The 21,381-nt window shown below is 31.4% G+C and carries 14 protein-coding genes; all 14 read right to left on the bottom strand.

Annotation, left to right across the window (positions count from 1 at the left end):
* Positions 1-21: 21 nt before the first annotated feature.
* On the bottom strand, positions 22-177 hold the full coding sequence (locus Q4Q47_RS04190; RefSeq protein WP_303305391.1) for a hypothetical protein: 156 nt from the start codon (positions 175-177) through the stop codon (positions 22-24).
* Entirely contained in the window at positions 168-1,235 is a 1,068-nt protein-coding gene (locus Q4Q47_RS04195; RefSeq protein WP_303305392.1) for a dipeptidase, read from the bottom strand. The genes Q4Q47_RS04190 and Q4Q47_RS04195 overlap by 10 nt, the downstream gene beginning before the upstream one ends.
* A gap of 6 nt (positions 1,236-1,241) precedes the next feature.
* A complete protein-coding gene (locus Q4Q47_RS04200) occupies positions 1,242-1,688 on the bottom strand; it encodes a lipocalin family protein (protein ID WP_303305393.1) in 447 nt (148 codons plus the stop codon).
* A 17-nt stretch (positions 1,689-1,705) separates the two neighbouring features.
* Positions 1,706-2,818 (bottom strand): D-TA family PLP-dependent enzyme, encoded by a 1,113-nt coding sequence (locus tag Q4Q47_RS04205; RefSeq protein WP_303305394.1) that lies wholly within the window; start codon positions 2,816-2,818, stop codon positions 1,706-1,708.
* Positions 2,819-2,821: 3 nt separating this feature from the next.
* Positions 2,822-3,286: a RidA family protein gene (locus Q4Q47_RS04210; RefSeq protein ID WP_303305395.1), complete on the bottom strand. Its 465-nt coding sequence runs from the start codon at positions 3,284-3,286 to the stop codon at positions 2,822-2,824.
* Between the two features lie 3 nt (positions 3,287-3,289).
* Positions 3,290-4,606 carry a gluconate:H+ symporter gene (locus Q4Q47_RS04215; protein WP_303305396.1) on the bottom strand — a complete coding sequence of 439 codons (1,317 nt, stop codon included), beginning with the start codon at positions 4,604-4,606 and terminating at the stop codon, positions 3,290-3,292.
* Positions 4,607-4,616: 10 nt separating this feature from the next.
* Entirely contained in the window at positions 4,617-8,027 is a 3,411-nt protein-coding gene (locus Q4Q47_RS04220) for an FG-GAP-like repeat-containing protein (protein WP_303305397.1), read from the bottom strand.
* A 10-nt stretch (positions 8,028-8,037) separates the two neighbouring features.
* A complete protein-coding gene (locus tag Q4Q47_RS04225; protein WP_303305398.1) occupies positions 8,038-10,344 on the bottom strand; it encodes a family 20 glycosylhydrolase in 2,307 nt (768 codons plus the stop codon).
* Positions 10,345-10,497: 153 nt separating this feature from the next.
* Positions 10,498-11,319 carry a carboxylesterase family protein gene (locus tag Q4Q47_RS04230; protein WP_303305399.1) on the bottom strand — a complete coding sequence of 274 codons (822 nt, stop codon included), beginning with the start codon at positions 11,317-11,319 and terminating at the stop codon, positions 10,498-10,500.
* 11 nt (positions 11,320-11,330) lie between these two features.
* Positions 11,331-12,155 carry an SMP-30/gluconolactonase/LRE family protein gene (locus tag Q4Q47_RS04235; protein WP_303305400.1) on the bottom strand — a complete coding sequence of 275 codons (825 nt, stop codon included), beginning with the start codon at positions 12,153-12,155 and terminating at the stop codon, positions 11,331-11,333.
* Positions 12,156-12,231: 76 nt separating this feature from the next.
* A complete protein-coding gene (locus Q4Q47_RS04240) occupies positions 12,232-14,262 on the bottom strand; it encodes a beta-N-acetylhexosaminidase (protein WP_303305401.1) in 2,031 nt (676 codons plus the stop codon).
* Positions 14,263-14,668: 406 nt separating this feature from the next.
* Complete coding sequence (locus Q4Q47_RS04245) at positions 14,669-16,231, bottom strand: SusD/RagB family nutrient-binding outer membrane lipoprotein (RefSeq protein ID WP_303305402.1); 1,563 nt, start codon at positions 16,229-16,231, stop codon at positions 14,669-14,671.
* Between the two features lie 18 nt (positions 16,232-16,249).
* On the bottom strand, positions 16,250-19,681 hold the full coding sequence (locus Q4Q47_RS04250) for a SusC/RagA family TonB-linked outer membrane protein (RefSeq protein WP_303305403.1): 3,432 nt from the start codon (positions 19,679-19,681) through the stop codon (positions 16,250-16,252).
* Positions 19,682-19,892: 211 nt separating this feature from the next.
* The gene (locus Q4Q47_RS04255) at positions 19,893-21,026 is read right to left on the bottom strand and encodes a FecR family protein (RefSeq protein WP_303305404.1); all 1,134 of its coding nucleotides are present in this window, start codon (positions 21,024-21,026) and stop codon (positions 19,893-19,895) included.
* Positions 21,027-21,381 lie beyond the last annotated feature (355 nt).

A 21,381-nucleotide genomic window follows, 5' to 3' on the forward strand; every position in this document is an offset into this window, starting at 1 on the left:
TTTTTGTTATTATAAGTATTTTTATTTATGATTAAGTAAGTCTAAAGGAACAGTCACATTAGCTCCTCCTCCAATATTTAAACCAAGTGTTTTGGTTTGAGTTAACTTTTCATGACTTGGAGTAAAAAATCGTAATAAAATCTCTCCAAACATTAGAATGGTTTTGTTTATTTCCATGTTCTTTGAAGAAATTGTATGAAATTTTGATTCATAATATTTTCAATATCTATCTCTGTATATCCTTTTTTAGAAAGCATCAATGGGATCTTTTGAAGATCTGCAATGGTTTCTAAATCACTTGGGGATTGTTCTTTACCAAATGCCCCATCTAAATCTGTACCTATCCCTACATGAAGTGAATTTCCTGATAATTGACAGATATGATCTATATTATTAATCATTTGATCTAATGTTACTCCCATTCCTTCTGGAGTAGATTCTCCCCTCACCCAGTTTGGCACCATCATCCAAGCATCTAATGCAATTCCTATGACCGCATCTCTACTTATCAATTCGTTAATTTGTTCATCTGAATATTGTCGATTGTGGTTCACAAATTTTCTACAGTTATTATGACTCGCCCAAACAGGGCCGTTATAGATCTTCATGGTTTCCCAAAAGCTAACATCGCACAAATGAGTGGCGTCTAGAATTAAATTTAATCCCTCAATTTTTTTTAATAATTCTTTTCCTTTTACACCAATTCCTCCTATAGAATCTGTACCATGAGCATACGTCCCAGGCCCATAATGAGCAGGTCCAATGGCTCTTAACCCTTGTTTATATGATCTTTCTAGGTGATCAATTGTAACAATTGAATCGGCTCCTTCTAAACTTAAGATATACCCTATTGGTTTTTTAGAAACAGTATCATTCTTCCATAGCGCTATGTGTGCATTTAATTGTTCTCCATTGGTAATTTGAACCATCTCCCCGAGATCTTCCATTTCTTTGTACCAAGCCAGTTGCCCTTGTGTTTGTGCCCATGCTTGATGAGGCGAATTCCAGCCAGGTAAATGACTATCCTTTTTTACATATCTAGCAATTTGTGTTGCCACACAAAGACCTATATTCCCTTTTCGCATAGCATCTAGAGAAACCGTATTTTTTTCCCTATCTGGCTTATCTATCATTCCTATTTCACTTGTTCTGATATCTTCTACCGTCCAAGTTAAATCTCTATTCCATTCCAAGGCATTCATAGCTAGGTCAAGATGTGCATCGAATATAAACATGTTTTTTTACTTAATTTTAATGTATTTCTCTACAATATATTTTTTGATATTTGCTTCTTTTATTTCTTCTACACCATATTGAATCAGAGTATCTTTTTTTATTTCTATAGTGAATGGAAAATCTTTATCCCTATAGGCATCCCATGCTGCATAAGTTAGAGTCTCTATATATTTATTATTTTTTAAGGTATAAGTACCTCCAGCACCGTAAAAATTTCTCGGTGCCTCTTTATTTTGGTTGAAATAAGCAAAATGAGTTTTATTGATAATCTTTATAAATTCAGATTTTGAAAGGTCTTTAACTTGAAGTGAATCGCCTTCTTTTATTTCTGAATAAACCATTTTCCATGTTCCTATAATTCCATTCGTCTTATGCTTATCTACTTCTGTAACTTTTTCTTCCTTTTTACAAGCAATTAGGGTAAGAAATACTATAATGTATAGCCCTTTCATTCTTTTTCGTTTTGATATTAAATAGTTATTATTTGATCTCTTGCAGCTACTGCCCAAGAGCCTGTGACTTTTCCATCAACAACCACTAACACATTTTTATATTTTGCAACTGTAGGGCAAATATGTGTTGGTATACCATAGCAGATAGTACCTATTTCATGTTTTTCAGATTCATTGCACCCCATTACCAAATGCTCTTCACTATGACTGACTTCTTGAGAGTATTTAAAATTCAGAATTTTCACTCTAGGAAAAGGCATTTCTGCTGCAACTGATTTATGTCCAAGATCCAAGCAAATCAGGTTTTTATCAGGTTTACTTACAACGCTGCTCAACAAAACAGCAGCTGGAAGAAACTTTAAATCTTTGTAGTTACTTGCATAACCCTGATCCCATAATAATGGTGTACCAGGGCTCACTTCAACATTTTTTCTTTTAATGTGTATAGGAAATGTAGGTGTGCCTCCTGCAACAATTGTTTTAATTTTTATTCCTGAATTTTCTATTTCATTCTTTAATTGTAAAACAGGGAAGAAAGCTTTATCACAAACTTCTTTCCTCAAATTATAATCAGATTCATGAATATGTCCATCATATACATGCAACCCTTTTGCTATTAGATTTGTATTGTCATTTATTTTTTGGTACAATTCAAGAGCCTCACTATTTGGGAGTACGCCTGTTCTATTCATACCATTATTAATATCTAACCAAAGGTGGGCTGGTATGTTTTTTGCTTCTGAAATTTTTGCAATTTCTTGGATAATTTTTTCGCAATCTACAATGGTTGAAAATTTGGAATTTGGAAACTTCAATATCAATTCAAAAAACCTCTTGATCTGTATGCCTACAGGTTGCATCGCCAAAAGAATATCTTTAGCACCACATGTGGCTAATAATTCAGCCTCAGCAATGGTAGCACATTTAAACTTTGTGATACCATATTTTAATTGCAAATTAATTATTTCTGCAATTTTGTGAGTTTTTATATGAGGCCTTAAAGCATCTGTTCTTCCTGCAATTTGAATCATTGTCTTGATATTCTCTTCAATCCTATTTGGATATACTAAAAGAGAAGGAGACATCATATTCTCTGCATCATTTATCTCGTACCATTTTTGATGTTCCATTCTTTAATACAATTCAAACATAGCTTCTACCTCAACAGGAATGCCATCGGGCAACATCATCCCTACAGCACTTCGAACACCTATGCCGTGTTCTTTGCCAAAAACATCTGCCATTAATTCGCTAAACCCATTAACAACTAAAGGCTGTTGTATAAAATCTGGAGTGCAATTTACCATACCTAGTACCTTTACAACTCTTTTTATTTTATCTAAACTACCAAAATGTGTTTGTATAGAAGATAGCATTGTTAAGCCTACTTGCCTTGCTGCCAATTTACCTTCTTCTACGGTTAAATTATCTCCTAAGCGCCCTTGCATCAATGTACCATCATTTTTCATTGGTCCTTGCCCAGAAACATATAAAAAATTGTCGACTACTAATACGGGTCTGTATACACCTGCTGGTTTTGGTGCTGGTGGAAATTCTAATCCTAATTCTTTTACTTTTTCTAATGGTAAATTATTCATTCTCTATATAAATGTATTTAATATTAAAACGCCTATTAATCCCATAACTCCAACGGTCGTTTCCATAACGGTCCAGGTGGAAAGAGTCTCTTTAACAGATAGATTGAAATACTCCTTAAACATCCAAAAACCGCCATCATTAACATGAGATAACATTAAGCTACCAGAACCAATGGCTAATACCATTAATTCCCCACTTACTCCTGTACTAGAAACCAATGGTAGTGCAATTCCTGCTGCAGTTAAACCTGCTACGGTTGCAGATCCTACGCAAACCCTTATAATGGTTGCTATTAACCATGCTAAAATTAACGGAGACATGCTTGAGTCTTTTAATAAATCTCCTATATAATTACTAACACCGCTATCTATTAAAATTTGTTTTAAGGCTCCTGCTCCAGCAATAATGAACAACACCATGGTTATACTTGCTACCGAACTTGAGACAGAAGTCATTAATTCAGTCATTTTTTTTCCTCTTGAAAGGCCCAAGGTGTAAATGGCCACCAGAACAGAAATTAGCATTGCAACTACAGGGTTTCCCATAAAAACGATGGTTTCTTTGAACATAAAATCTTTTGGAAAAAAACTGGTCACTAATGTTGAAAGTATGATTAATATAACTGGTAACAACGCACTAAATACACTAATACTCATACTAGGCATTTCGTTATCCTCTAAAACAATCGGATTGTAAAATTCTTTTAGAGGAGTTGCTTTTACATTTTTAATGGTTCGAGCAAAAAGAGGCCCTGCAACTATTATTGCAGGAATAGCTATTAAAATTCCATATAATAAAGTTTTTCCAATATCTGCCTTGAACATACTTGCAATAGCAGTTGGCGCTGGGTGAGGAGGCAAAAAACCATGTGTTACAGATAAAGAGGCTAACATGGGTAAACCTACATATATTAGAGGCAAACCTGTGGAAGCTGCTACTGTAAAAACCAAAGGAATTAATATAACAAAGCCTACAGAATAAAACATAGGGATACCAACAATGAACCCTGCTAATACAACAGCCCATTGAATATATTTCAGACCAAAACTAGACACTAACCTTGAAGTAATTCGCTGTGCTGCTCCACTATCTGCAACAAGTTTACCCAACATGGCTCCAAGCCCCAAGATCATGACTAAAAAACCAAGTGTACTCCCTATGCCTGTTTGAATTGATTTTATAATGCCCTCTAATTCCATATTTTGAAATACGCCAACGAAAATGCAAACGATGATAAAAGAAATAAAAGCATTGAGTTTGAATTTTGCTATTAAAAGAAATAGTAGCAATATTCCGATAATGACAATAAGTAAAGGCATATTTTCTTGTTTAATTTAATTTAAAAGTTGATACATTATCATTATTGTTACCAGACATTAAATAGATGTCGTTCCTAATTTGTATCCAATTAATATTCTTTGAATCAAACGGAATGAATAATCCACTTTGATCAGCATTCATATATGAAAAATTAAAATTGTCATTATTTAAAAGAACGATTCCATAACCTGCATCGTTTCTAGGGGTTTCTATTTCTGACACAAATAAATTGCCAGCTATTATGATATCTTTTTTTGCATCATTATTAATATCTTTTATTAAAATATCATTAATAGATGAAATTTGCGCTATTTCTGGTAAGGGTATAAAATCAAAGTTACCATTACCGTTATTCTTTAATATGCCACTTTTAAAATTATAGCTTGATAGATGCAATGCCGATTTCAGGTAATTATCTCCATAAATATCTTTTATTGTTGAATTACCAAAATCATGATATGTAGGTTTTATCTTTTTTATTTTTGGAACTTGTTGTGAGGAACATTCCTTTCCTCTTACAGGGTATAGTTTTCCAAAATTATAATAGCCTAATACAATGTCTTTACTTCCATTATCATCAAAATCATGATAATACATCTCAAAAGGTTCTTCGGTATTCGCTTTGTATTTATAATTTTCTCCTAAATTCCCTATAATATAATCATCATCTCCATCATTATCTAAATCAACAGGTTCTATACTATTATACCAACCAGAAAGGCTATCTAAAAAAGTGGATTCTATTTTTGTAAACGTGCCATTTTTATTTTCGAATAGCGTAGGAGCCATCCATTCTCCAACTATAAGTAAATCGTTATCATTATCGTTATCATAATCTGTCCAAGCTGCATCAGTTACCAATCCAATTTGTTTAAGTTCGGGGGCATGGCTTTCTGTAACATCTACTAACACTCCCTTTTTATTCATTAAAATATAACTATTGGTAGGACTTGGGTATTGATGGGGAGTATGCCTTCCGCCAACAAATAAATCTGGATATCCATCATTATTAAAATCGTTGACACTTATTTTAGAGCTGCTAATGTGAATATTAACAGGAAGCAAATCTTCTCTTTTAATGAATTTTCCAGACTTGTTTTCATATAACCTATCTGTATAATTTGATGCGTTCTCTTCAAACTCATTACCTCCACTGGCAACGTATAAATCTAAATCACCATCTTTATCTAGGTCTAAAAATTTAGCATCAACATCTTCAAAAATGGCATCTTTTGTAAAGGTTTGATGTTTAATAAATTCACCTTGTTTATTTTGAATAAATAGCTGAGATGCTTCACCTGTACTCTGTCCCAAATAGATATCATCTGTTCCATCACCGTTTACATCTCCAATAGCTATTGCTGGTCCAAATTGTGATAGCTTATGAGGTAGCAATAACTGATGTTTATAATCGTCATATATGTTTTCAATATGCTTTAAATCCGTGGATATATTATCCAGAGTAAATAAGGTCTTTCTATTTTTTATATAGGAAGGCTCAGTTAAGTTTAAAGATGCTATATCATAATGAATGGTATATGTTTTATTGAGATCATTAATTTGAATATTTTGTGCTTTTCCAGTAGGCCAAATAATTTTTAATGAGTCAACTTGTGTATTTTTAGGTATTCCAATATTTATTTTGGGAGAAACAGATGAAAGATAGCCTCTTACCACATAATTTTCATACACTTGCTGTCCTTTATTTGTATAAAGTATGGCTTTTGCTCCAATACCTTTTGTATTGTTTTGTAGCCCTTTAAATTCTAATTTTAAATAACTATTATCTGTTAATAGATTCGAATTGTTTTTTAAAATTGTAGCTTTCTCATCAACGTTATTAATGATTAAGTCTAAATCACCATCATTATCTAAATCGGCATAAGCAGCCCCATTTGAATAGCCTTTAGTATTATTTTCTAACCATATATCTGATGTGTTTTTAAATTTCAGGTCTCCAGAATTCTGATAAAAATAGTTTTTATATGGCCTGTTAGGTGTTTTAGAAATTAAAAAATTTAGCTTCTCAGGATTGTTAAAAGCATCTTTGTTCTTTTTTGAAAATGCTTTCATATTGGTAAAGAAATCTTTGTTTCTAAAATCTCTTTTTATGCCGTTTGTAATAAAAATATCTTTATTACCGTCATTATCAAAATCGGCAAATAGTGGCGCCCAGCTCCAATCGGTATTTGAGATACCTGCAATTTGGCCTATTTCTGAATAAAAAGGAGTATTTGTAGAATCTATATAGGAAGTATGTTTTTGAAGCGTATTGTACATATATTGAAAATGCCTGCCCGCTTTTACACCTTCATGGAATTTTTCAACACTCATACTTGCCATACTTGTTTTTATACCGTAATTATCTTCGGCAACCATATCTAAAGTCATAATATCTGTATAGCCATCATTATCAAAATCAGCAATATCATTACCCATTGAAAAATTTGAAATATGCTTTGTCGCTCTCTTAACAACCTCTTTAAAAGTGCCATTTTTTTGATTGATATACATATAATCATGCTCTTCATAATCATTAGAAATATAAAGATCCGGCCATCCATCTAAATTTAAATCACTAACACCAACACCTAAACCATAAGATATTTGATTCGAAAAAATGCCAACTTCAAGGGTTTTATTTAAATATTTACCATTTTCATTTATGTAAAATTTATCTCCAATTTCAGAAAATTTTGAGCTCCCTTCGTTTTCTAGAATACCTTCTTTTAGAGTTTGTGGATTATGGTTCATTAAATACATATCTAAATCACCATCTCTATCAAAGTCAAAAAACACAGATTGTATAGAATAACTTAAATCGTTCAATCCATATTTTGCGGCTTCTTCTTCAAAAACAGGAATGCCTTTCTCATCTAAACCTTTATTAATATAGAGTTCATTTTCTAAAATTTCAGATTTTTGAAAAGGCCCTGATTTACATACATAAATATCTAACAATCCGTCATTATTTATATCAACCATGTTAGTACCTGTGGTCCAGCCTTCACCTCCTTCTGTTTTTGAAGATTCTGTAATATCTTGAAATTTTAATTCACCTTTATTTAGATATAAACGATTGGTTTCTAAATTAGATGTGAAATAAATATCATCTAGTCCATCATTGTTAATATCACCAACTGCAAGACCTGCTCCGTTATAAAAATATTCATAAATAAAAGCATTCATATATTCATCTTCGTAGATGTTATTACTAAAATCAATTTTTGAATATGTACTTGGTATCTTTTCGAATAATGTATTTACAGCTATTTTCTCTTCCTTTTTTGCACAAGAAAACATGACTGTAATTATTAAAGTAAACAAATAAAAATCAAGTGGTTTTATACCACATTTGTACCACTGACTGTATCGAAACTCAGAATTTATAAATGGTATTTGAAATTTATTTTTTTTCACTATTAAATTTTTAATGTGATAAGTTTTTGCTTTCTACAGATAAAAATTCAGTGCCATTTGGTTTTTTATAACGTAACTCTACAGTATTCCAATCTGAAGCCCAGCCTTTAACTATATTATTTAGATATATTATTTTTAATTTATGCTTTCCTTTACCTAATGCGATCGAAGATTTTTTAGGATGTTTTTTTATAGGGGCTTTGTAATCAATAACCTTCTGGCCTGCAATCCATACTTGATCTTGATTGCTTGAAAAGTAATAAACTCCACTTTCTTTAATATCTATATATCCTTCAATTGATAATGCTCTTAAATTGTCTTCCTTTATAAAGTGCCCCCAATCATAGGCCTTATTAGCCTGTTGAATCGAATCAATTTTAGACACTGTATAATTGGTTGTGAAATCTACATCATTTAGATTTTTAAAATGTCCTTTTACCGTTTTTACTAACAAACCTGGTTTTGTATCATTAATCGTAGTCCCTTCAATACTTTTTTTCTTTTCAATATTGACTTTTCTTATAGAGCTCATTTTCCCCTGAGGTAATACCGACGCAATTTTCAACACCTTACTTTCTGTAAAGTTTATAGGTTCCTGGTACTCTTTAGAACTATTAGTTGGGTTGCTACCATCTAAAGTATAAACCATTTTAACTGGATGTGTTGTCTTGAACGAAAGAGAAACACTATCAATAAAAACAACTTGATTAGACAAGGGGCCTTCTGGCAATGGAATATGATAATTCAAATCTAGTTCATCCAACCTTTTATATTGATTGTTTAAACGCTCTAGAAAATTTTCATAATTTTTATCTTTAGTAGGAGTCCAAGTTAATTCTGCCATTGCAAGTATACGAGGGTATAATTGGTACTCTACGATGGAATCGGTAGCCGCATACTCTGTCCATACACTAGCTTGAGATCCTAAAATATGTTTTCGTTTATCTTCGGCTATTTTAGAAGGTATAGGGTTATAATTGTAAATATCTTTTAACGAGATATATGCTCCAAAAGCCATGGGTTCTACATGGTGGTCTCCTTGATAAAAATTAATATATGTATATTTAGATGGGTTCATAACGACATCATGTCCAGCATTTGCAGAAGTAATACCGCCTTCTTCGCCAGTCCAAGACATGATATTTGCTGTTTCTGATATACCGCCTTCTAAAATTTCGTCCCATCCAAATATTTTCTTATTATGTTTTTTTAGCATATTTTCTACTCGAGTCATGAAATAGCTTTGTAATTGACTTTCATCTTTAAGATCTTCGTCCTGTATTCTTTTTTGACAACGCTGGCAAGATTCCCATTCATTCTTTGGAACTTCATCGCCACCTATATGAACATAATCAAAAGGGAATAATGGAACAATTTCTTCAAAAACATCTTCTAAAAATTTAAAAGTATTTTCTTTGCCTGCGCAGAGAATATTCGAGTCTATTCCCCACAGTACTCTAGTCTCTAAATGCTTTTCTGCACAAGACAACTCCGGGTAGGCAGCTAATACCGCAACGACATGCCCAGGCACATCTATTTCTGGCATAACGTCTATAAAGCGTTCTTTAGCATAAGCAACTACTTCTTTAATATCTTCTTGTGTATAATATTCTCCATAAATACTTCCATCATCATTTTTCCTTTTTGAGCTTATTGTTGTGAGTTTAGGATATTTTTTTACTTCTACCCTCCATCCTTGGTCGTCTGTTAAATGCCAATGGAATTTGTTAATTTTAAATAGTGATAGAATATCTAACTGCTTTTTTATAAAATCTACTGAAGAAAAGTATCGACTCACATCTAAATTTAATCCTCTCCATCCAAATTCAGGTTGGTCTTTTATTTCAACATTTGGAATCACCCATTCTACATTGGGAGCAATAACATCACTTTCAATTTCGGGAGGTAAAAGCTGCATCATAGTTTGCATACCATAAAAAAGACCTTGATAATGCTTCGATTTAACCACAATTTCATCAGATGAAACATTTAGAATATACCCTTCTTTATTCAATTCAAGGTCTTTATCTATCTTAAATATAATATTATTGGTACCTGATTTTTTACGATTTATATTTAATTTAAATCCTGTTGATTTCTTTATTTTTTCATTAAAATATGAAGCTATTTTATCTTCTTCTTCATTTGATGACACAAAAAAAGTTTTATCATTCAATAAAAATCCCCCTTCAAGTTGTTTTAAATAAACAGGCTTAGGTATTATACTGATATTATTAGCTAAATGTTCTGATTTATAATCTTTACACGAAGTGATTATCAAAATCATTAATAATATAAAGCAATGTCGTTTTTTCATATTGAGTTACGTTATTTTTAATTTATTCTACTAGCTATAAAAAGCTAGTTTTATTTTTATATGTTTAATTAGATTATGAACTCATCTTGACTTTTTCTATTATTTGAAAGCTAATAAGTCTTTATTTACAAAATATTACAATTTAATCTTCAGTTATTTTTTATATAAATACATCCATTCATAAATAGTTATATCAAAAGGGTCATAATCTACATGTCCTTCTCCTATTGCTGTATTATCATAAGTTCTTGTCCATGAATTATGATTAACGCCAGGGTATATTGTAAGTTTCGCTCTTGTGGCAGGATCTTCTGCATTAATTGCGTTTATCATTGATACTGATGAACTATAAGGAACTATGTTATCTGCATCACCATGAAACGCCCAAACAGGAATATTCTTAAATTGTTTACCTTTGGAAATATCTCCAAAACCTGCAATTGGAACTAAGGCTGCCACATAAGAGTCATCCCCTTTATTAGAAACATAATCAAAACACCCTTTACCTCCCATACTAAAACCTGTCATATAAATTCGTTGTGTATCTACTTTTAAGCTTTCAACTAAAGAGCTTATGAAATCATGCAAATGCTCTGTGTTCCATACGGTTGGGGATTGTGGAGATGCAACTATCATAGGATGTTTTGGATTCCAGCGAATTTCATTAATCAAAGATGGTGGCCCATCTAGTAAAATAACACTCAAATCATTTGGATTAATAGAGCTATCTCCTCTTGATCCAGCACCATGTAGATAAATTAATAAAGGAAATTTTTCTTCATTTGTCGCATCATATTGAGATGGCGTATATAAATAAAAACCGTATTGAGTATTTGTTGTTCCTTTTAGGTAAGCTTGTTGAATACCTGATTTAATCGTACCTAAATCAAGGTCATTTGTATTTTGAATACTATTATCATTTGAGCCACACCCAATAATAAAAAGAAATCCTAAATACAATAATTGCTTAATCATTTGTTTTTTAACTAATTTAAATTATTAAAACTTCTACCAGAATATTCAGAAAAAAATGTTTCAATACATCCCCTGTCAGCAACTGTTATAAAACATTGCTTTTTATCGTTACCTCCAAAAGCAATGTTAGTAGGTTTTTTACCTTTTAACCTTATTTCTCTTAAAACCTCCCCTTTTGGTGATACTATTAACACAGTACCTTTATCATATCTACATATATATAAATTACCTATACTATCACAACGCATACCATCTAAACCAAAATCTTTAAATGATTTAAATAACTTTTTATTGATTGGTTTTCCTTGACTTGTTATATCGTAAACCCAAATGTTTCGCTGTACAGATTCATTTACATAAAGTTTTTTTCCATCAGGGCTCACTTCAACACCATTAGTAGTACCCATATCTTTTTCTAAAAGGACAAATTTTTTGTTAGAAATCATCCATAAGTTTCCTGTTCCATCTTTCCAGTTTGGATCACTGGCATATAATGTGCCATTAGGTGCAATAGCTACATCATTGGGTTGATTCATTATAGAATCATGTGCAAAAACTACCGCCTCTGTTGATCCCTTTTTTACAAATAATATGTTATGCTTAACATAATCTGCTATATACATATTGTCATCTTTGTCAAACCGAATACCGTTACCAATACTTCCATTAGGTAAAGTAGTAAACAAAGAACTTTCACCTTTTTCATTTACAATACCTATGGTACCTTCTTCTTTAAAGTTTACTGCATACAAATTGCCTTTACTATCAACTGCAGGTCCTTCTATTCCAGCAGTGAAAAGCGATTCTTTAGTAAAATCAAAGCTAGAGTTACTCAACTCTTTTTTTTCACATGAAGAAAAAATACTTGTAAAAATCAGTAAGAAAAAAAATCTATTATTTGTCAATGTTTTATTATTTTAAAGTTGATATTATTTTATTTAATCCGTCTATAATAGCCAATTCTGTGTCTGAAAATGGTTTGTTAAGATTATTCATGTATTTAGAAACAATCTTAAACTCTTCTTTGTTTAATTTTTGTGACATTCCTTTTTTTAATAAAATTGAGAGATCTGCTAAATTTTTTGACAGAGGAGCTAATTGATTTAGCATAGGATTGTTATTTATTTTTATAAAGGCCTCATTATTAGACACCCATTTATCAAAGAAGTATACTAAGTCGTCCTTATAGCTTTGATCATTAGAATTCACAATAAAACTATCGACCTTTTTATTAAAAGAAATAGCATCTAAAGCATCAGGAGTACAAGCGTTTATAAAACGAGTAAAAGGTGAAAATGACTTATAAATGGTCCCTCCTTTTTTTCTTTCATATGCTTTTAAGGGTTCGCATATTTTTGATAATACAATTAAAGATGTTATGTCTTGATTATTGCTAATGTTACGCAAAATAACATCTCTGTTTCTTATATGGGTAATACCTAATTCTTCTAATTTAAAACTAACACTCTCTAATCTTTTCAGCATATTATCGATATTATTAACCGATTTTACAGACCAAAATCGTTCTGCAATAGCAGCTGTTCTTGGCCAAATCCTAGAATCTATAGAAACAGGTGTTACCAGTTCTCCCCACATGGTGGCTTCTCCTCCTAAAATATTTTTTACCTGATCCTCGCTCAAGTCATGATTATTAGGTATGGGCTCTGTGCTATAGTGTGTTTTTATTGATTCTAATAAATCTATATAATAACCTTTAGATAATATTGTTTTATACCCAAGTTTTGCTGATTTTAACATAGCTTCATTTCCTCTCCAAGAATGTATAACAACATCTTTTGGTAGGTTAGGTTGAAAAATTTCGTCCCACCCCATCATAGTTCTATTATTCTTTTTAAGAATATCTTGAATTTTTATATTAAAATAGGTTTGTAGCTCATGGTTTGTTTTAAAACCCTTCTTTTTCTTAAAATTTTGTATTTTAATATTTTCATCCCAATGTTTTCCTTTATTTTCATCACCACCAATATGAAAGTATTTATCAGGAAATAATTGAGAAATCTCAGAGAAAAGTGCATCTATTACTTGATATGTTTTATCATTTGTTGGGTCTAATGTAGGGTCGAAAACACCAGCTCTACGCTCTATTTTATAGGTTATATCTTTACTACCTATCTCCGGGTAAGCTGTTAAAATAGCTGATGCATGTCCAGGCACATCAAACTCTGGAACAACACGAATACCCAAATTTGAAGCATAATTTACAATTTCTTTAATTTGATTGTGTGTGTAATATTGCCCATCTGAACCTAGTTGGTGCAACTTAGGCAACGCTTTAACCTCAACTCTAAAACCCTGATCGTCACATAAGTGCCAATGAAAAACATTCATTTTTACAGCAGCCATAGCATCTAGGTTTCTTTTCAATACATTTAATGGTTGATAATGTCTTGCTACATCTATCATTAAACCTCGCCAAGTGAACCTTGGCGAGTCTTTAATAGTTACTCCATGAAAAAAATATTCAGTTTTAGTATTAGCACTAAGTTGTAGTAAAGTTTCTAAACCCCTCAATATACCGATATCGGTTTTTGCTGTTAAAATTATTTGACTACTTAGTACTGTTAACTGGTAAGATTCGTTTTCATGTAATTCTAATTCCCCCTCTCTTTCATAATTTATTCGTAATGATGCTTTTTTTATCTGATTAGCTGTTAATGCAAAACCTTTATCAATAAAAACACCTGTTCTTCCAGACAATCTCCTTAAAAATTTTGTCGTAGCATTAAATAACCTATCATTAATCTTATCTTTATTTACTGCGATGGTAAAATTTTCGTCAATACTAAATTTTTGATCATTATCTACAACTTCTTCTGGCCAAGGCATTAAATTGTATTTTTCTGACAACTTTGTTTGCGCATTGACACAAAAATGTGATATTATTAAAATATAAATGATTATACTTCTTCTTATAATTTTCATATAGATAATTTTATGATATTAGTTTTTGACATAAAATTTTAAAAATAATATCTTCTAAACGTCTCAATAAAAGCATAATTAGCAAAGCGTTCTTAGCCAAGCCAAAACACAAGATTTATCTTTTATTCTTATTAAATGGCATCTTCAATAGATCCTTCATTAACCCTTCAAAAATCACATTATGAATTTTTTAAAAACGTGTTTCTTCAAACGTACCTGCCATCATATGAGATATGTTATTCATATCCAAAACAATATGGTTTATATTTATAGGTATTGTTTATAGGTAAAATAAACGAGGGATTATTTGCATCCCTCGCTTATCTAATCAACTAACTACTAACCAAACTAACTCAAATACTCATTTATGAAGATAGATGTATGAGGCTTTAAGAATAATTCAATATTAATTAACATCCCACCAAAGTGCTGTAGTCATAAGATCTGGACCTTGTTCGGCTATTGCTGCGTCCACATTAACAGTGTTAGAGGTTTTCTCTGTAGGAGAATATGGAAATCTTTTAGGGACATTACCATTGTTCGGCTCTGTTACCCAAAAATTAACATTATCTGTTATTTGAGGAATTAGATCTGCTCTTCTTACCAATGCCCAACTTTCATAACCATTTGTTAAAGATGCTAACCATCTTTGGTTCCAAACTTGGTTTAATTGATCTTCGGTTGTACCGCTCAAAGTAGCTATAGCCTCATCTGCTATAAAAGTACCTGCATCTGCACCCCAAAAGGATATACTCGCTAAAATACCACTTTGATACAAACTATTAGCATCTCCACCATAGCCTAACAATGCAGCTTCGGCTTGCAAGAAGTAAGATTCTGCTGCTGTTAAAACCATTACAGGTGCCATACCTGAAATTTCGTCAAAAGCAGTTCCAACTATTCTTTCCGAAGGTTTAGACACATCTTCCCATACTGCTGCTGTTCTTGAATTAATAAAACCTCCTGAGTAGCCTCCATTCTCAGCCTCAGTTGCTATTTGTGTTAATCTAGGATCATTATTATCTCTCATAAAAGCAACTAATTTCTCCGTCAGAATCCATTTAGATCCTGTTACACCTGTTCCGCCTGCTCCAGCTCCAAATCCCCAAAACACATCTTCAAAACCACCATCAAGATTAGCATTGGTTAAAGCACCTTCAGAACGTGTCAATGTTGCTTCATTTGTTCCGTCTATTAATGTGTTTGATAAACAATCTGCTATAACACCATCAATAAATGCACTTTCACCATCTGCATTAAAAGCATCTCTACTTCTTAATGCCATACGTAAACGTAATGTATTAGCTAAAACTTTCCATTTTTGTGGATCTCCTTCATAAATAAAATCTCCTGCTGCACCACCTATAGTTGTAGTAGAACTGCCTAGAGCATCCATCTGACTTTTCAAATCCTCAAGAATAGCCTTATAGATATCTTTTTGAGTATCGTATTTAGGAGGATCAACTTCCAATTGAGGCAATATAACTTCAGAATAAGGAATACTTCCAAAATTATCAGTCGCCCTTTGATGAAATAAGGACATAATTATTTTCATCATTGCTTGACCATTTGCGTCATTTTCATTACCATATTGAATTAATAAATTACGCATAATTAAACCACTCCTTGTAAATGATTTATCAAACGTTACATTTCCCCAAGCTGGATCTGGAGTATAATTATCTGACCCTGACCACCAACTTCCAGCAACTTTCGTTGAGAACTGGTGCGAAAATTGAGACGTCGTTAATAAGTTACCTCTCCAAGTAACAAATCGAGGTTCAGCAAATGTAAAATATTCTACAGCTCCCAATAATGATGCAGAAGTGGCTTCAGCAGGTAAATTTGGGTTCACGTTAATTTGCTCAAAATCATCTGTGCATGAAGAAAGTAAAAGTCCAAGCACTAATACAATACTAAATGTTGGCACCTTGATGCTTTTAAAATTTATTTTAATTATTTTTTTCATAATATCTAAATTTTTTTATTAAAACGATACAGATAACTTAATACCATGACTAGAAGTAGAAGGGAAATCATAAATCTCTATCCCCTGAATACCAGTATTAAAACCAACCTCTGGATCATAATTTTGAGTATTTTTATGTAAGATTGCCAAGTTTCTACCTATATAGCTAATTGATGCACTATCAATAGATAATTTATCAAGTAAGCTAGAAGGTATATTATAACTTAATGATACTTGTCTTAACTTAACAAAACTACCGTCCGTAATCCAGTTTTCTGAAATTTGACCTAATCTATTAAAATAATTAGCAGAGCCTACACCTCTGGCTGCTACAGTTGGGCTTAATGTACCAACAACAACTGCATCATCCGGTACTAATATACCAGTGCCGCCTGTATAAAAATCTCTTCCTTCTAAGGTTCTAATATCATTTCCATTTGTACTGGCTACTAGATCTGTAAAAGAATATATATCACCTCCAGATTTAATATCAACTAAAACTCCTAATTGGAAATTTTTATAAGTGAATGTATTATTTATACCAAGTAAAAAATCTGGCGTTACATTACCTATATCACCAAGCTCACCAATTATAGGCAAACCAGTATCATCATACATAACGCGGCCTTGGTCATCACGAGAGAATGTTGTACCTCTTAAATCTCCATATAAACTACCTTCGGTAGCAACTAACTGTACATTATCGTTAAATTGTCTTGCAAGAATAACCGTTGGTAAGCCTTCTACAAGTCTTTCAATTTTATTTTCATTTTTGCTATAATTAAATGCTGTATTCCATTCAAAGTTTTCAGTTTTTATAGGTGTTCCTGTTAAAGCTATTTCGATACCACTATTATTTACTAAACCTGCATTTACTATTTTACCTTGTGCACCAGAAGTTGGTGGTAGGGAAATTGACAATATTTGGTTTTTTGTATCCTTATTATAATATGTAACATCTAAACCTAACCTATTATTGAAAAATTTTGCATCAAAACCAAATTCATATTCTGATGATAATTCAGCAACTAAATTCGCATTTGGAATTATAGCACCTGGACCTGCTCCTTCTTCTGCAGGACCTGCTCCTAAAGTTGGGTTACTTAAAAAGAACAGTGAAAGCCCATTATATGGGTTAGAGGAAACATTATATACTGACCTAGTTCTATATGGTTGAGTTGCATTACCAGTTTTAGCCCAACTAGCTCTTAGTTTAAAAGAATTAACGTTATCACTTTCAAAATTAAAAATTTCATGTAATAAAAAACTTGACCCTACAGAAGGATAAAAGAACGAATTGTTGTCTACAGGTAATGTTGAACTCCAGTCATTTCTACCAGTTACTTCAATAAAAGCATAATTATTAAAACCAAACTGTACTGAACCAAATAAAGACTGAGATTTAAAACGATTTAACGTCGTACTAACTCCTTTATTTGCAAAATTATTAACGGAGAATAGAGAAGGATCTAATAAATCATTAGCCTGTACTCTAGTTGATTTTGATCTATTTTCAAAACCACTATAACCAAAAGTTGAATTTAATGATATTTTATTAGTTATATCTTTATTATACGATAGTAAAAAATCATAATTTGAGGTCGTAGTTTGTTGTGTAATTTCTACTAATTCTCCAGAAGGTGCATTATCAAATACCCCTATTCCTTTAAAAATGGATGCTTCATAATTACTTTGATCTTGAGAATATCTTACAGTTCCAGATAAGTCATTAGTAAATTTATATGTCGCACTTAATAAACCTGTATACCTGTTTTTAGTATCTTCATTTAATTTATTATTAACAGCATAATAAGGGTTCATTGTAAAGCTTCCTCCACCAAAATTATTTGGCGTACCATCATCTTTAACAAAATTAGCAGCTAAATCTGCGTTAGAAATATTTCTAGATTTCAATATTAAACTCCTAACTGTATTTGCTTGACCATCTGTAATATCCGATCTGTTTTCTGCACTATTTTTCACATAGGCTATTTTAGCTTGCACTGTTAATTTATCAGTCACATCGGCAGTCGTATTTAATGATAATGAATGACGTCTATAATCGCTTCCGTTTAAAATAGGTTGATTAAATAAATTGGTATAAGATAGCCTATAATTTATATTATCTGCTCCTCCAGATAATGCTATTGAGTTTATTATTGTTGAGCCAGTTCCATAGAAATCTTTAAAGTCTCCTGGATTAGCACTATATGGTGCAGTACCTACTCCGTCAAAACGTTCACGTGAACTACCATCTAATGCTGGTCCCCAGCTTCCTGGTCGAGTTATATCGTAAACCAATTGACTAGAAGGCACATCAAAACGACCTTGCCCATAACTATTTTGTAGCTTAGGGGAAACTAGAACATTATCAAATGTTACAGAAGAAGATAAATCCACTTTCATTTTTCCAACTTTACCTTTTTTTGTAGTGATGACAATAACACCCGCTGCTCCTCTATAACCATAAAGTGCTGTAGCATTACCACCTTTTAAAACATTAACACTCTGTACATCATCAGGGTTAATGTCAGACAAAGCATTACCATAATCCAAACCTCCAGAAAAACTACCTTGACCTAAGCCACCACCATCTAAAATAACACCATCTACAACAATTAAGGCAGAGTTTTGACCAGGTACTAATGAGGTAATCCCTCTAACGGTTACAGAAGCCGAACCTCCAATACCAGAACCGTTTTGATTAATTTGTACACCAGTAACTCTACCAGAAAGCGTATTGGCAATATTAGCACTTCTAACTTTAGAAAGATCTTCTCCTTTTACAGTTTGTAACGAATATCCAAGTTTTTTGGCTTCTTTTCTAATACCTAATGCTGTAACAACTATTTCATTTAATGTATCTGTATCTTCCTCTAAAACCACATCAATAGTATCAGATTCTCCAACAGTAACTATTTTAGTTTTTAATCCTAAAAAGGAAAACTGCAAAGCCTCACCAACCGAAACCTTAATTGAATATTCTCCGTTAAAATCTGTTGCGACGCCATTTGTTGTACCTAAAATAAGAACAGTAACACCAGGCAAAGGGTTTCCTCCCTCATCTTTAACGGTTCCTTTTATTTCTTTTTCTTGATTTTGCTGCTCATTCTTTTGAGGAATTAACCTTTTAACAGCCTGATTCTTTAAATCATTTTTTGCTAAAATAATTTGCCTATCAACAACATTATATGTTATATCTTGATTTGCAAATAACTCATCTAATATTTTATAAATCCGTTTATTTTTAACATTGATTGAAACTAAACGAGTTTGATCAATTAATTTTTCATTTGTTAAAAACTTAAATTCTGATAAGGATTCTATAGTCTCTAATACTGTAATAATCTTTACCGATTGTAAATTAAGTGTGATTTTAGTATTTTGAGAATATGACTCAGCTTGAATTTTAAAAAGAGAAAAGAATATTAATAATATTGTTAATTTCATTTTTAAACTCAATTTAGGGAGGATATTTAAATATAACCTCTTAGTAAAGGATTTTTCCATACTTTTGTATTGATTTAGTTAATAAATTGTTTCACATTGATTAAATCTTATTGTCTAATCGGGGAGTACTCCAATACTTCTCGATTTTTTTTTACAATAAGATCTTGTTCTAAATTATCTAATTGTTAGTTTTTTATCATTGGCGTTTTTTTTAGTTAGGTTTATCTATTGTTATTTTATTTTCATTTATTTTATATGAAAATTTCTCGCTGTTTTGAAATGAAATAAGTATTTGTTCTATGGTTTCTGTGTCAAACTTTGCAATGAAACGCTCTTCATTTAAAAATTGGTAATTGTTTATTATGGTTACATCATAAGTTCTTTCTAAAACTTTAATAATATCAGAAAATGATTTTGATTTAAATAGTAATTGACCTTTAGTCCAAGCTATATATTCTTCAATATCAACTTCATTTATGTTCATTCTATTTTCTGATTTATTCCAAGAAGCTTTATAACCTGGCATTAATACAGTAGAAGCTTTCGCATCAAACTTTTCGTCTACGTTATAAACACCAACAGAACCTTCTACCAAAGCAGTGCTTATTTCATTATCTTCTTTATAAGAATTAACATTAAATTTAGTTCCTAAAGCTTGAACATTTATATTTTGGGTATTTACAATAAAAGGGTGCAGTTTATCCTTAGCTATATCAAAATACGCTTCGCCACTTAAAAAAACTTTTCGTTCCATCCCGTTCAAAAATTTAACAGGATACTTCAATGTACTACCCGCATTTAAATGAACTAAACTTCCATCAGATAAAACAATCTTCATTTTTTTCCCATAAGGAATATTTAATTCGTTAAAGACCAGTTTCTCACTATTTTGCTCGTCACTTAATTTATTATAATTAAGCTCATCACCTTCTTTAACACTAACAATTTCTCCTTTTTTATTTAAAATTTTCTCATTTCCATCTTCAGTAACAATTTTAATATCACCATTATCTAATTTTAAAGTAATTGCATTATTATCTATACTAGTCTTTGGTGTAGAATCATTTAGCATAAAGAACCAGCTAAGCCCAATAACTCCTACAAAAACAGCAGCCCATTTACCCCATTTTTGATAAAAGCTTTTCTTATATCTTATTTTATTTATTAATATTTGATATTCATAATCAACATCAACTTCTTGTAGGGCAAGGTCTAAATCATAGCATTCTCTTGCATATCTTTTAAACACCTTTTCATTTTCCTCATTCTTCAACCATTCTAATAGCAAATTCAACTCTGATGTGCTAATACTGTCAAGAAAATATTTTCTAATAATATTATCCAAGATGCTTGTTTTTTATAAAATTCATATTAATTCTAAATAAAAATATACGATTAAACGTACGACTTTATTTATTAAACGTATAGCTTATTAAATACCCTTAAAAAAAAAAAAATTATTTTCATATTACATCAAAAACTGTCATTCAAAAACATGTTACTATCTACAATATGTTGAAGTTAGTAGAGTTTATTTTTTATATTAAAAATCATTTTATTGCTTTAACTTTCTTATCATTCATTTTTTAAAAATTCAATGATATTAGCAGAAGCTGTATTTCAAAATACTTTCCGATATAAAATTTAATTGAATATCCGTAATATTATAATATAAAATATTAATTTAGTTTTGGTTAAAA

The organism is Flavivirga spongiicola, assembly GCF_030540825.1.
Classification (GTDB): domain Bacteria; phylum Bacteroidota; class Bacteroidia; order Flavobacteriales; family Flavobacteriaceae; genus Flavivirga; species Flavivirga spongiicola.

Bases quoted from the DNA above. Each gene is read 5' to 3' on its own strand.
- Q4Q47_RS04240 (WP_303305401.1), bottom strand. From the start codon at position 14,262: ATGAAAATTATAAGAAGAAGTATAATCATTTATATTTTAATAATATCA.
- Q4Q47_RS04245 (WP_303305402.1), bottom strand. From the start codon at position 16,231: ATGAAAAAAATAATTAAAATAAATTTTAAAAGCATCAAGGTGCCAACA.
- Q4Q47_RS04190 (WP_303305391.1), bottom strand. From the start codon at position 177: ATGGAAATAAACAAAACCATTCTAATGTTTGGAGAGATTTTATTACGA.
- Q4Q47_RS04250 (WP_303305403.1), bottom strand. From the start codon at position 19,681: ATGAAATTAACAATATTATTAATATTCTTTTCTCTTTTTAAAATTCAA.
- Q4Q47_RS04230 (WP_303305399.1), bottom strand. From the start codon at position 11,319: ATGATTAAGCAATTATTGTATTTAGGATTTCTTTTTATTATTGGGTGT.
- Q4Q47_RS04200 (WP_303305393.1), bottom strand. From the start codon at position 1,688: ATGAAAGGGCTATACATTATAGTATTTCTTACCCTAATTGCTTGTAAA.
- Q4Q47_RS04225 (WP_303305398.1), bottom strand. From the start codon at position 10,344: ATGAAAAAACGACATTGCTTTATATTATTAATGATTTTGATAATCACT.
- Q4Q47_RS04205 (WP_303305394.1), bottom strand. From the start codon at position 2,818: ATGGAACATCAAAAATGGTACGAGATAAATGATGCAGAGAATATGATG.
- Q4Q47_RS04215 (WP_303305396.1), bottom strand. From the start codon at position 4,606: ATGCCTTTACTTATTGTCATTATCGGAATATTGCTACTATTTCTTTTA.
- Q4Q47_RS04195 (WP_303305392.1), bottom strand. From the start codon at position 1,235: ATGTTTATATTCGATGCACATCTTGACCTAGCTATGAATGCCTTGGAA.
- Q4Q47_RS04210 (WP_303305395.1), bottom strand. From the start codon at position 3,286: ATGAATAATTTACCATTAGAAAAAGTAAAAGAATTAGGATTAGAATTT.